Here is a 12940-nt window from a genome sequence, read left to right as displayed (position 1 = left end):
TCGGAAGAAGTCACGCCGGGCTGACCGGGGGAGGCCGCGCCTGCCCTGGCCGGAGGAGGTGCCGCGCCTGCCCTGACCGGAATCAGAGGAGGCCCCGCGCCCTCCCCGACCGGAGGGGAACCGCGCCGCATCGATCAGCGGATCTCTCGAACTGATCAATGGCTCTCGAAAAGTACTGCGGAATGACAATCATATTCATTAGTGTCTGTCGTGCGGCGCCGATCGGCTGCCGCGGTTACCCGATGTGAACGGAGTTCCTCATGGAGAACAACAAGGTGTTCAGCCCGATCGCCGACCAGAGCCAGCTCGCGCACCTGTCGGCCACCCACTCCAACGCCCTCGTCGAGAACCCCTTCGACGACGCCGTGGAGACCGCCGCCGACGGCGACGAGTAAGCAGCGCCACGCGGGCTCGTCCGGTCTCGTCCGGACGGGCCCGCGCCCGTTCCACCCCAGCGATTCCCGTTTCCCGCCCCAGGAGGCCCGCCCGTGATCCGCCACCACCTCACCCCCGGCGTCGAGCTCGTCACCGTCCCCGGGCGGGGGCTCGCGGTACGGACACCGGAAGGGGAGTTCCTGCGCGTCGAGACGGGCGGGGTGCCTCCCGAGTCACTGATCGACGGGCTCTTGGGGGCGGAGGGGGCGCGGACTAATTCCCCTCAGGACGGTGAACTGGCCCGGCTCGTCGGGGCGTTCGTCGACGCCGGGTACGCGGTCCGTGCGGACGGGGAGGGGCGGACGGGCGACCGGGCCGCTCTCCGGCACGGTGCGCCGCTGGCAGGGCGGACGGTCCTCGTCCTTGGTGCCGACGAGATCACCCGTCCATTGGCGCGCGGCGCCGAGGCGGCCGGGGCCGAGGTGCGGGAGGTGTCCGCCGAGCGGGTCGCGGAGTTGGCGAACGGCGCGGAGGCCGAGCGGTCGGCGGGGGCGGCGCGGTCGGCGAAGGCCGAGCGGTCGGCGGACGCGGCGCAGACGGGGGATGTGGCACGGACGGCGGACGCGGCGCGGACGGCGGTGGTGTGGTGCCTGGACGCGCCGGTCCCGCCCGGTTTGTGGGACGCCGCCGACGGGTTGCCCGGCCGGGGCGTGGGCTGGCTGCGCTGCCATCGGGAGGGCCGGCAGGCGTGGCTCGAACCGTTCGCCGCGGCGCCGGGCGACGTCACCTCCGCCCACGTGCGGCTGCGTCGCCTCGCCGCCACCGCCGCGCACCGCGAACTCGCCGCCTACTGGGAGGGATCGCGCACCCCGGAGCGGGTGCGGCCCAGCGGACCCGGCTCGGCGGGCCTGATCGCGGGACTGCTCCTCGGCGACCTGGTGGCCTGGGCCGCGGGGAGCGACCCTGGAGGCGGACGGCTGCCCGCGCGGCGCCGCCTGCGGCGCGTCGACGTGCGGGACATGACGATCACCGAGCACCCCGTCCTCCCGGTGCCACGGGTCGCGCCGCTCGGCGGGCCGCGGACGGGGGAGGCGCGATGAGCGGCCGGGCGCTGCCGTCCGGGCGGCAGGTCGGCGAGAGGGCGGCGGGGAACGGTTCCGCGAAGCCGGACGGCATCCCCCGGCCCGTCCGGACGGGCTCCGTCCCCCAGCCCCCGAGGCCGGATCGTGTGCCCCCGCCCGCAGGCGGCAACCTCACGCGGACGGTGCCCGGCCCCCGGGCGGGCGTGGTCCCGGACGTGCGGACCGTACGGGTCGTCATGCCCGACGGCGCGCGGCTGGCGACGGACCTGTGCCTGCCGGAGCGGACGGCGGCCGGGCGCGGCGTCGTCCCCGCCGTACTGATCCGGACGCCCTACGACCGGCGGCGGCACCGGGCCGAACTGCGGGCCTGGGCGGCGCGCGGTTACGCCGCGCTGGCCCAGGACGTGCGCGGACGGTACGCCTCGGAGGGGGCGTGGCGCCCATACGAGCGGGAGGAGGACGACGGCGCGGCGGCGATCCGCTGGGTGCGCGCCCAGGCGTGGAGCGACGGCCGGGTGCTCGCCTGCGGAGCCTCGTACGCGGCGTACTGCGCGCTGACGACGGCGCTCAGCGAGGACGCGAACGCGGACGAGCGTCCGGACGCGGTGATCGCCGCCGTCCCCGCGCTGGGCCTCGCCGAGACCGCGCGCGAACCCACCGGCCCCGAGCGGCTGTGGGCCCGTACGGGATGGTGGGCCGCACACGGCGACCGGCCCGACTCGGACGAGGGCGCGCTCGACGCGGCCCTCGCCCGCGACCCCAACCTCCTGGCCCACCTGCCCGTCACGGACGTGCCCACGCGGCTCGGCCGGGACCTGCCCTCCTGGCCGGACGTCTGGCGGGAGTGCCGCCGGGACCGCCTGGTGCTGCGCGCCGAACGCGCGCGGGTGCCGCTGCTGGCCGTGGGCGGCCACCGCGACCCGTTCGCGGCGGACACCGTGGCGCTGTGGCGCCGCTGGGGCGGACCGGCCCGCCTGTTGATGGGCCCGTGGGGGCACCGCCTCGTCACGCCGGGGAGCAGCGAACTCCCCATCGGAATCGGCGCGTTGTACGACCTGTGGGCGCGGGCCGCGCTGCCAGGTGGCGCGGCGGGCGCGGGCGCGGGCCGGACGCTGCGCGGGCGGCGGGGCGCGGTGGCCGTCGCCGGGACGGAGCGGATCGGGCGGGCCGGTGGGTCTGACGGGGCTGGCGGGACCGATCGGGCTGCCCGGGCTGGTGAGACTGCCCGGACTGCCCGGACTGCCCGGACTGCCCGGACCACCCCGACCGCCCGGACCGGTGAGACCGATGGGACCGGCCGGACTGGTGAGGCCACCCGGACCGCCCCGACCGGTGAGACCGATGGGACCCCCCGGACCGATGAGACCCATGACACCGGTCGGCCCGGCCAATGGGTCGCCGCGGCTCCGCTGGCGGAGGCCGGGCCCGTGACGGAGTACCCGTTCGGGGAACGCGGTGGTCCGCGCGTCGTCCACGGTGCGGATTTCGTGGCGGACCCCGACCGGCCGGTGCGTTCGGACGACCTGGCGGTGCCGGTCCCGGGCCCCGGTGAGGCGGCCGACCGGTGCCTGATGGTGACCCCGCCGCTGCCCCGCCCGCTGGACCTGTTCGGTGACGCGGCGGTGCGCTTCCGCGCCGTGGCGTCCACCCCGTGCGCCGACTGGGCGGTGCGGGTGATCGCGCTCGATCCGGCGGGCCACGCCACGCCGTTGGCCATCGGCATCACCCGGCGCGCCGACCCGGCGGGCGAGGAGGCCCGGGTGACCGTCCGGCTCGGCTGCCTGGCGCGCCGGCTGCCCGCGGGCACCCGGCTGCGTGTCGAGATCGCCGGGCACCACTTCCCCGCCCACGCCCGCAACCCGCACACGGGCGAGGACCCCGTGACCGCCACCCGGCTGCTGCCCTCGCGCCGCACCGTCCTCATGGCGGGTGGCGCGCTGCTGCTGCCCGTTGTCCCGCCGCGCGCGTTCGCCGCCGGCGCCGTCGACCCCGTACAGGAGATCTGCAGGTGACGACCATCAGCCCCATACGCGCGGAACGCGAGGAGCGGCCCGGCGGGGACGCCGGCCGTCGGACACGAGGGGAGGGACCGCCGGACGTGGAGGCCCGGCCCGCCGCCGCCCTGCCGTCCGAAGTCCCGCCGCCCGAAGCGCTGTCGTCCGAAGCTCTGCCGCTCGAAGCCCTGCCGCTCGAAGCGCTGGTCGACCCCGTGTGCGGGATCGTGCGCGGCGTCGAGCCGGTGGCGCACCCTGAGGGGGCCCCGCCCCGGTACGTCGCCATGACGGCGGAGGTCGCCGACGCGCGGCGGTTCGGGGCCTGGCCCGCCGACCGGGTCGCGCTGGGGACGACCTTCGGCGACCCGGAGGGCGCGCGGGTGGCCGCCATCGCGGAGGCCGTCGAGCGCTACTGCGGCAACCGGCTGCCCCCGGCCGGCCACCCCGGCGCCCCACGCCCGGCCACCGCCGCCGAACTGGCCGCCGAGGGAGCGGCGTTGTACGGCCCGGGGGACCTGCCGCGCTACGCCGCCTGGCAGTACGAGCGGGACGGTTTCCCGTACCGCCCCTTCGACGCGGACACCCCGGCCCTGTGGGCACGCGGCACCGAGCACGGCACGGGCGCCCCCTGCTGGGCCCCCGTCGCCCTCACGCACCTCAACTGGCGCCAGGCCCACCTGCGTCACCTCCCGCGCACCCACCACCTCAACTACGCCGGTATCGCGACCGGCCAGGGCCTGGACGACGCCGTGGAGCGCGCGCTCCTGGAGATCGTCGAACGCGACGCGCTGGAACTGTGGTGGCACCTGGACGGCCCCACCCGGGGCATCGACCCGGCGAGCGTGCCCGGGCTGGCGGCGGACCTGGCGGGTTCGGGGCTGGAGGTGTGGATCGTCGAGATGCCGTCGGAGTTCGCGCCCTGCATGGCGGCGCTGGTGTACGACGCGGAGCGCGGCATCCACGCGGCGGGGTTCGCCTGCCGGTACGACCCGGCGGAGGCGGCCCGCAAGGCGGTGCTGGAGGCCGTGCACACCTGGGTGTTCACGCAGGGCGCGGTGGACGCCGACGGGTGGGTGTTCCGGGCGATCGAGGCCGGGATGCTGGCCCGCGGCCTCTACCTCGACCACCGGCCCGACCGCCGGTACCTCGACGACTGCGGGCCGGACTTCGCCGCCGTCCGCGACCTCGGCGCGCACGTCCAGGTGTGGCTGGATCCGCGCACGGCGCCGCTGGCCCGGCGGTTCACCGCCCCGCGCGACGGCGTGACCGGCATCGACGCCGTGCCGCCCGGCAACCGTGCCGCACTGGAGGAACGGCTCGCGGCCGGCGGCCACCGGGTCCTGACCTTCGACCTGACGACCGAGGACGTCGCCGAGACGCCGTTGCGCGTGGCCCGCGTCCTGGTCTCCGGCCTGATCCCGAACGCCCCCGCCGCCTTCGGGTACTTCGGGGCACCACGGTTCGCCGAGGCGGCGGTGGCCCGGGGCTGGCGGACCCGCGCTCCCAGCACGCCGGACGACTTCACCCTCGCGCCGCCGCCGCACATGTGAGGCCGCCGTGACGTACTCCCACGCATCCCCTGCCCAACTGGTGCGCGCCGGCCTCGCGCGGGTTCGCTCGGAGCTGGTGCCGGGTCCGGACATCCCGGGCGGCCGGGCGCCCCTCTGGGCGTCACCGCCCCTGGAACTCCCCGAGCGGGACGGTCTCGTGCCGCTCGGCCGGGTCCTGCGGCTGGCGCTGGCGGCGGCCCCCGGTTCCGGCGGGCGGCTGCGCCCAGCGCCCTCGGCGGGGGCGCTGCACCCGGTGGACGCGCACCTGCTGGTCGGCCCCGGTTGCGGGCCGCCGCCCGGGCGGTACGCGTACGACGCGCGGGCGCACCGCGTCCACCGGCGCGGGCCCGCCCCGCCGGGCGCGCCCACCGGGACGCTGATCGTCCTCACGGTCACCGCCCGGCGCACCGTCGCCCACTACGGGCACCGCGCCTGGCCGCTGCTGCTGCTCGACGCCGGGCACGCGGTCGCCGCGCTGGCGTCGGCCGGTGCGACGGCGGCGTGCCCGGACGCGGACGGTGCCACGCTCGCCGCCGCTGCCGGGCTCCCGCACCCCGCGCACTACGGCGGGATCTGGCCCGGCGCCGAGCCCGCGCACCCGGTGGCGGCGGTGTGGGTGGGGCCGGACACGGGGCCGGAACGGGGCCGCGTTCCGGCGTGGGGCCTGCGCCTGTGGGCCACGTACGGGCAGGCCGCACCGCCGGTGGTGCCGGACGGCCCTCCGGGGAACGGCCCCGTCGCCGGGGAACCGGGAGGTGGGCCGGAGGCGTTGCGCGAGACCTGGCAGCTGCTGACGGCTCTGGGGGCCACCCCGCCGTCCACCATGACGTGGCGCCCCCTCCGTCCCGTCACCCGCTCACAACCCTGGCCGGAGAACGTGCTGCTGTCCCGCCGCAGTGCGCCGCCACCGCTGACGGGTGAGCCCTCCCGGCGCGCGCTCGCCGAGGTCCTGGCCGTGGCCGCGCGCGCGTGGCCCGGCGGGGTGCGGTGGTGCGTGGCGGTGGGGGGCGACCGGCCGGAACTGCTGGAGCTCGACGGGGAGCAGGCCGCCCGATCGGCGCTGCCGGCAGTCAATGGGCACCGGGACACCCGACCGGCGGTGCCGGAACTCGACGCGGACCGGGACACCCGGCCGGCGGTGGCGGAACTCGACGCGGACCGGATGGCACTGCTGGAGACCGGCGCGCACCAGGCCACCCGTCCCGCGCTGCCGAAGCCGACCGTGAACGATACGGAGGCCCCCCGCCTCCGCACCCTGGCCTCCGGAGACGCGCGCCCCACCCTCGCCGTGTGGGCGGCCGGTCAGGGCTGGCTCGCCGAGGCAGGCGCCGTCCTGCTCGCGTACGGCTGCCCGGAGGACGCGGGGCCCGCAGAGGTACGGGAGGCCCACCTCACCGCCGGTTACGCCGTCGGCGTCGCGCAGACCGCCGCGACCGCGCTCGGCCTGCGCACCCGGGCGGTCGGTTCCTGGCAGCGGGCCGACCTGGGGGCCGCGCTGGGCGGGACGCCGGGCCGGGACTGGATCGTTCACGCGCTCGCGATGGGAGCGCAGAAGACGGAGATGGACGTGGAAGTCGGCAGGGAAGAGGCCGGGACGGCGGACGACAGGCGGAAGACGAGCCTCCGGAAGACGTGCCCTCAGGAGAGGGCCCTCCGGCAGACGGCCCTCCAGGAAACGGGCCTCCGGCAGACGGCCCCCCAAGAGATCGGCGTTCGGCACATGGGCGTCCGGAAGACGTGCCCTCAGGAGACGGACCTCCGGCAGACGGCCCTCCAGGAAACGGGCCTCCGGCAGACGAGCCTCCGGCCGACAGGCCCCCGGAAGACGAGCCTCCGGCAGGCGGCCCCCCGGAACACGGCCCCCCGCCCCCCGCGCCGCACCGAAGGCACCGAAAGGCAGGCCGCCCCGCGATGATGCTGCACCCCGAACTCCTCCGGGCCGCGCGGATCGCGCGCGGGCCGCTGCTCGGCGCCACCGGCGGGCTCGCCGCCGTCGCCGTGACCCACCTGGCGCAGGCGGTGCTGCTCGCCACCGCGCTCGCCGCCGTCGCCCGGGGCGAGACCGACCGGCTGCCCCGGCTGCTGGGGGCCGTGCTCGCGGTCGTCGTCGCGCGGGCGCTGCTGAGCCGGTGGCAGCGGCGGGTGGCGGTGCGGGCCGGTGCGACGGTGCGGGTCCGGTTGCGGGACGCGCTGGTGGAACACCTGGGGCGGATCGGCGCGCTCGGCTCCCTCGGCCCGGGCTCCACGAAAGCGTCCCCGGGCTCCACGAAACCGTCCCCGGACGCCGCACAAACAGCTCTGGGCACCGCACAAACAGCTTTGGGCACCGCACGAACAGCTTCGGACACCGCACAAGCGGCTCCGGCCGCCGCACAAACGGCGTCAGGCACCGCACGAACAGCCCCGGACACCGCGCAAACAGCCCCCCGCACCACCGAACCCCCGGCAGACCGGCGGCAACGGGCCGGCGCCGTCCGCGCCACCCTCGTGGACGGGGTGGAGGGCGTGGACGCCTACGTCTCCCGCTACCTGCCGCAATTGGTGATCACCTGCGTCGTCCCGCCGCTGCTGCTCGTCGCGGTCGCCGCCGTGCAGCCGTACGCGCTGCTCGTCCTGGTGCCCGCGCTGCTCCTCGCGCTGCTCGCGCCGCGCTGGTGGGACCGGTTGCTGACCCGGCGCGGGCGGGACCACTGGGATACGTACGAAGCCCTGGCGGCCGACTACTTGGAGGCCCTGCAGGGGATGCCCGCCCTCAGGGCGGCCGGGGCGGTGCGGCGTACGCGGGAGCGGCTGGAGCGGCGTTCGGCCGCGCTGCACCGCGCCACCGTCGCCAAGCTGCGCGTCTCCCTGGTGGACACCGGCCTCACCGACCTCGCCGTGCAGGGCGGCACGGCCGCCGCCGCGCTGCTCGCGGTCGCCTCCGCGGCGTCCGGCCGCACCTCCGCCACCGGCACGTATCTGCTGCTCATGCTGGCGTCGGAATGCTTCCGCCCGATCCGCGACCTGTCGCGGGAGTGGCACGCGGGGTACCTCGGGGTCTCGGCGGCGGACGGGATCGCCGCACTCCGCACCGCCGAGGGGGAGGTCCCGGACGAGGGGACGCTGAACGCCCCTTGGGCACCCCCGGCCGCGTCGGGGACGGCCTCGTCTTCGGTGACCGCGCCCCCGGGTTCGTCCTCGGTGACCGTCTCCCCGGCTTCACGCTCGGCGATCGCGCCCCCAGGTTCGTCCTCGACGTTCGCTCCCCTGGAGTCGTCCCCACCCCCCACCGCCCCCGAAATCCGCTTCGAGAACGTGCACTTCCGCTATCCCGGCGCGGACCGGCCCGCGCTGGCCGGGGTGAGCTTCACGGCCGAGGCGGGGCGCACCACGGCCGTCGTGGGGCCGTCCGGCGCGGGCAAGTCCACGCTGCTCGCCCTGCTGCTGCGGCACCGCGACCCGCAGCGCGGGCGGGTGCTGCTCGACGGCGTGGACGCCGCCGCGTACACCCTGGAGTCCCTGCGGCGCGGCATCGCCGTCGTCTCCCAGGAGACCTACCTCTTCCACGCCACCGTCGCCGAGAACCTGCGGCTGGGCCGCCCGGACGCCACCGACGCCGAACTCCGCGCGGCGGCCCGCACCGCCGGCGTGCACGAGGAGATCGAGCGGCTGCCGGACGGTTACGCCACGGTGGTCGGCGAGCGCGGCGGCACCCTCTCCGGCGGCCAGCGCCAGCGCCTGGCGCTCGCCCGCGCGCTGCTCGCCGACGCGCCCGTCCTGGTGCTGGACGAGGCGACGAGCGCGGTGGACGAGCACCGCGAGACCCGGATCGGACGCGAACTGGCGCAGGCCGTGCGCGGGCGGACGTGTCTGGTGGTCGCGCACCGCCTGGCCTCCGTACGGCACGCCGACCGGATCGTCGTCCTGGACGGCGGACGCGTCGACGCGGTCGGCGACCACGCGGGCCTGCTCGCCGAAGACGGTGTCTACGCGTCCCTGGTCGCGGCGGGACGTACCGACCCAGGGGCGTACTCGGACACCGCCGCATGATCCCCGGCCTCCACTCCACCACCGCCAGGCCCGACGACCCACCCCGAAAGAGCCCATGAGCCCCATGACCACCCACCAGCAGCCCCGCCAGGAACTCCCTCCGGAACCCCCGCAAAAACACCGCACGGCCGCCCCCGCCCCCCGAGGCCCCCTCCGCTCCCTCCTCCCCGCTCTCCGACCCCACCGCGCGATGGTCGTCCGCACCTGTGCCGCCGCCCTGGTGGACCAGGCGGCGCTGGTGGCCCTGGTCACGCTCGCCGCGTACACCGTCGGCGCGGCGGTCATCGAGGGGGCGGCCCCCACGCCGGGGACGGTGGCGGTGCTGCTGGGGCTCGTCCTGCTGCGGGCGGTGGCCACCTGGCGGGAGATGGACCTCTCGCACGACCTGGCCTACCGGGTGCTGGCGGAGCTGCGGGTGCGGGTCTTCGACGGGCTGGCCCGCAGCGCGCCCGCGCGGATCGCCGGGCGCCGGAGCGGGGACCTGGCCGCGACCGCGATGGGGGACGTGGAGGCGCTGGAGTTCTTCTACGCGCACGCGGTGGCCCAACTCCTCGCGTCCGGCGCGGTGTTCGGGGCGGGGGTGGTGCTGCTGGCCGTGGTGGAGCCGTGGCTGCCGGTCGTCGTGCTGCCGGTGGCGGGGCTGCTGGTGCTCGCGCCGCTGCTGGAGGGGCGGGGGCGGGCGGTCCGCGCGGCCCGTACCCGCGAGGCCGCCGCCGTGCTGTCCGCCGAGGCCGTGGAGACGGTGGACGGCCTGCGGGAACTCGTCGCCTTCGGTGCGCTCGGCCGCCGCCGCGACCGATTGGCCGCCTCCGGGCGGGAGGTGGGCCGCCGCCAGCGGGCCGAGCAGTCGTGGGAGGCGGGCGCGGCGGCGGTGCGGGACCTGCTGGTGGTGGCCGCCGTGGTCGGGGTGGTGGCGGTCGCCGCGCACGCCGTGGCCGGCGGGCGGCTGGGCGGCGCGTGGGCGCCGGGCGCGATGGCGCTCGCCCTCGGGGTGCTGGCCCCGGTCGCCGACTCGGCCGCCGCGCTGGGCCAGGCGGGCGGGCTGCGGGCCGCCGCGGGCCGCGTCGGCGCCGCCGTCCGGGCTCCCGCCGGCGCCCCGGAACCGGCCGCCCCGCGCCCGCTGCCGGACGGGCCCCTGGGCATCCGGTTGCGCGGGGTGCGCTTCGACTACGGGGGCGTGTCCGTGCTGGACGGCGTGGACCTGACCGTCCGGGCGGGCGAGACGGTCGCCCTCGTCGGGACCTCGGGGGCGGGCAAGTCCACCTGCGCCCACCTCCTGGCCCGCTTCTGGGACCCGTCACAGGGCGCGGTGGAACTGCTGCCCGCGGACGGCGCGCCGCCGGTGGACGTGAGGGACCTGGCGGACGCGGAGCTGCGCCGGGCGGTGTCCGTGGTGGGCCAGGAGGCGCCCCTCTTCCACGGCACCCTCGCCGACAACCTGCGTCTCGCCGCGCCGGACGCGAGCGAGGCGCGGCTGCGGGAGGTGGCCGCGGCCTGCGGCATCGACCGGTTCGCGGCGGACCTGGACACCCCTGTCGGCGAGCGCGGCGCCACCCTCTCCGGCGGTCAGCGGGCGCGCGTCGCCCTGGCCCGCGCGCTGCTCGCCGACCCGCGCGTGCTGGTGCTGGACGAGACGACCGCCCACCTGGACACCGCCGGTGACGCCGAACTGGCCGCCGCCCTCGCCGCGTCCTCCGCCACCCGCGCCACCCTGGTGATCGCCCACCGCCCGGCCACCATCGCCCGCGCCGACCGCATCGCCGTGCTGGAGTCCGGCCGCGTGGCGGAGGAGGGGACGTGGGCCGAACTGGCGGCGCGGGGCGGGGCGTTCACCCGGGTGGTGATGCCGTAACCCGGGGACGGGCGCCCACCGAGCCGAACACCCCGCCCGCTCAACTCATCCGAACGCCAAGCAGAAGTCCGCTCAGCTCATCCGCAACGCCAAGAAGAAGTCCAGCTTGTCCTCCAGCCGCGACAGGTCCCGCCCCGTGAGCTGCTCGATGCGCCCCACCCGGTACCGCAGCGTGTTGACGTGCAGGTGGAGGCGGGTCGCGCAGCGCGTCCAGGAGCCGTCGCAGTCCAGGAAGGCTTCCAGCGTCGGAATCAGCTCGGCCCGGTGCCGCCGGTCGTAGTCGCGCAGCGGGTCCAGGAGGCGGGCGGTGAAGGCGCGCCGCACGTCGTCGGGCACGAAGGGCAGCAGCAGGACGTGCGAGGCCAGTTCCTCGTGTCCGGCGGCGCAGACCCGGCCGGGGCGGGCGGCGGCGACGCGGCGGGCGTGCCGGGCCTCCTCCAGCGCGCCGCGCAGCCCTTCGGCGGAGTGCACGGAGGCGCTGACGCCGAGGGTGAGGCGGCCGTCGCCGTCCAGGCCGCGGGACAGCGGTTCCTGGATGACGCCGAGCAGGTCGGCGGCGCGCAGCCCGTTGGCGGAGGTGCCGCCGGTCTCGTCGGGCACGGCGGGCAGCGGGACGAGGGCGACGGCCTCGTCACCGGTGTGCGCGACGGCGATCCGGTCGGAGGGGTCGGGCCCGAAGGCGCCCGGGTCGACCAGGACCTCTTCCAGCAGCGTCTGGGCCACCGGCCCGCCGGGTACCTCGCCGCCGTCCCATTCGACGCGGGCCACCACGACCTGCCAGTGCGGCGCGGTGCCCAGGCCGGGCAGCAGCACGGGGGCGGCGACGCGCAGCCGGGCGGCGGTCTCGGCGGGCGGGGCGCCGGTCTGGACGAGTTCGAGGACTTCCTGGGCGAGCCGGCGGCGGACCGTGCGGGCGGCGTCGCGCCGGTCGCGTTCGACGGCGATGAGCTGGGTGACGCCGTCGAGGAGGTCCAGCCGTTCCGCGGGCCAGTCGCCGGCGTCCGCCTCGACGGCCAGCAGCCAGTCCGAGAGGACCGTTTCGCGCAGGTCCCGGCCGCCGCTGCGGATGGGGAAGAGGGAGTACGTCGTCCCGGCCTGGGTGACGCGGTACGGGCCGGGGCGGCCGGCGCGCGACGCGGCCAGGTGCTCGCCGGCGAGCCGGGCGGACAGGTCGGCGGGGAGTTCGGGGGTGGACCCGGGGACGCTGGACCCGGCGATCCGGCGGCCGGCGGGGGAGAGTACCCACGCGCGCAGGTCCAGGTCCGAGCCCAGCAGGTCGAGGACGACCTCGGGGCCGCCGCCGGCCGGGCCGGAGGTCATCAGGCGCCGGTGCCGGTCGACCACGGCGGCCAGGTCCCCGGCGCGTTCGCCCGAGACCTGCCGGACGACGTACTCCGTGATCGAGGCGAACGAGACGTCCTCGACGACGGAGAACAGCGGCAGCCGGTGCCGGGCGCAGGCCGCCACCAGGTCGTCCGGGACCGAGCCGAGCTCCGCCTCGCCGGCCGCGAGCCCGGCGACGCCGGCGGTGGCCAGGATGCGGACGAACCGCTCGGAGTCGGCGGGCTCGCGCCGCCAGGCCAGGCCCGTCAGCACCAGTTCGCCGCCGGAGAGGTAGCGGCTCGGGTCGCGGAGGTCGGTGGTCATCACGCCGCGTACGGTGCGGTCCAGCTCGTCCTCGCCCCCGAGCAGGCGCAGGCCCAGGGTGTCGGTGTCCAGGAGTGCGCGGAGCCGCATGAACTCGCCCGCCGATCTTTCTGTCCGTGGTGCCGGTATCCGTCTGATGGTGTCGGTGGAATGCCGCGAGGTTTCTGGGCTCCACCTTTCGTTCGAATCTACAAGACGTGTGCCCTGGCCAGCCAACCGCTTCATGGTTTCGGTGTCTGCACAGCACCCGCCCGGGACGCGTTCACTTGGCCCAACCGCGTGAACGAGACACCGACCGCAAGATCCGGACAGGGCCGAAGGTCCCTGTTCCGCCCACGAAGGACCCGGTTTTCGTGGGCGCGCAAGACCAAACCTCCCCGGCGGCCCGCACGCCCGCCGGGGAGACCCACG

The 12940-nt window shown here is 77.0% G+C and carries 8 protein-coding genes; 7 read left to right on the top strand and 1 reads right to left on the bottom strand.

Features of this window, described 5'->3' with window-relative positions; genetic code table 11:
• The first annotated feature begins 260 nt into the window (after positions 1-260).
• The 7 genes from amiA to ABZX96_RS05755 all read left to right on the top strand — a co-directional run bounded on the left by amiA (position 261) and on the right by ABZX96_RS05755 (position 10882).
• The gene (gene amiA, locus ABZX96_RS05785) at positions 261-395 is read left to right on the top strand and encodes a streptamidine family RiPP (RefSeq protein ID WP_355538409.1); all 135 of its coding nucleotides are present in this window, start codon (positions 261-263) and stop codon (positions 393-395) included.
• A 93-nt stretch (positions 396-488) separates the two neighbouring features.
• Positions 489-1475, top strand: coding sequence for a hypothetical protein (locus ABZX96_RS05780; RefSeq protein ID WP_355538406.1), 987 nt, complete (start codon positions 489-491; stop codon positions 1473-1475).
• 218 nt (positions 1476-1693) lie between these two features.
• On the top strand, positions 1694-3469 hold the full coding sequence (locus ABZX96_RS05775) for a CocE/NonD family hydrolase (RefSeq protein ID WP_355538642.1): 1776 nt from the start codon (positions 1694-1696) through the stop codon (positions 3467-3469).
• Positions 3470-3624: 155 nt separating this feature from the next.
• On the top strand, positions 3625-5001 hold the full coding sequence (locus ABZX96_RS05770; RefSeq protein WP_355538639.1) for a YcaO-like family protein: 1377 nt from the start codon (positions 3625-3627) through the stop codon (positions 4999-5001).
• 7 nt (positions 5002-5008) lie between these two features.
• Positions 5009-6916, top strand: coding sequence for a hypothetical protein (locus tag ABZX96_RS05765; protein ID WP_355538403.1), 1908 nt, complete (start codon positions 5009-5011; stop codon positions 6914-6916).
• Positions 6913-9030 carry an ABC transporter ATP-binding protein gene (locus tag ABZX96_RS05760; protein WP_355538400.1) on the top strand — a complete coding sequence of 706 codons (2118 nt, stop codon included), beginning with the start codon at positions 6913-6915 and terminating at the stop codon, positions 9028-9030. The genes ABZX96_RS05765 and ABZX96_RS05760 overlap by 4 nt, the downstream gene beginning before the upstream one ends.
• 55 nt (positions 9031-9085) lie before the next feature.
• Complete coding sequence (locus tag ABZX96_RS05755; protein ID WP_355538397.1) at positions 9086-10882, top strand: ABC transporter ATP-binding protein; 1797 nt, start codon at positions 9086-9088, stop codon at positions 10880-10882.
• 72 nt (positions 10883-10954) lie between these two features.
• Here the strand turns inward: ABZX96_RS05755 and ABZX96_RS05750 are convergent, their stop codons facing one another.
• The gene (locus ABZX96_RS05750) at positions 10955-12619 is read right to left on the bottom strand and encodes a PucR family transcriptional regulator ligand-binding domain-containing protein (RefSeq protein ID WP_355538394.1); all 1665 of its coding nucleotides are present in this window, start codon (positions 12617-12619) and stop codon (positions 10955-10957) included.
• Positions 12620-12940: the final 321 nt, after the last annotated feature.

The sequence above is a fragment of the Streptomyces sp. NPDC003077 genome, assembly GCF_040611095.1.
In the GTDB taxonomy this organism is placed as follows: Bacteria; Actinomycetota; Actinomycetes; order Streptomycetales; family Streptomycetaceae; genus Streptomyces.
Note: the sequence above shows the minus strand (reverse complement) of the source record. Positions and strands in the feature narration are given on the sequence as shown.

Excerpts from the sequence above, each read along its gene's own strand:
- amiA (WP_355538409.1), top strand. The coding sequence starts at position 261 with ATGGAGAACAACAAGGTGTTCAGCCCGATCGCCGACCAGAGCCAGCTC.
- ABZX96_RS05775 (WP_355538642.1), top strand. The coding sequence starts at position 1,694 with ATGCCCGACGGCGCGCGGCTGGCGACGGACCTGTGCCTGCCGGAGCGG.
- ABZX96_RS05760 (WP_355538400.1), top strand. The coding sequence starts at position 6,913 with ATGATGCTGCACCCCGAACTCCTCCGGGCCGCGCGGATCGCGCGCGGG.
- ABZX96_RS05755 (WP_355538397.1), top strand. The coding sequence starts at position 9,086 with ATGAGCCCCATGACCACCCACCAGCAGCCCCGCCAGGAACTCCCTCCG.
- ABZX96_RS05750 (WP_355538394.1), bottom strand. The coding sequence starts at position 12,619 with ATGCGGCTCCGCGCACTCCTGGACACCGACACCCTGGGCCTGCGCCTG.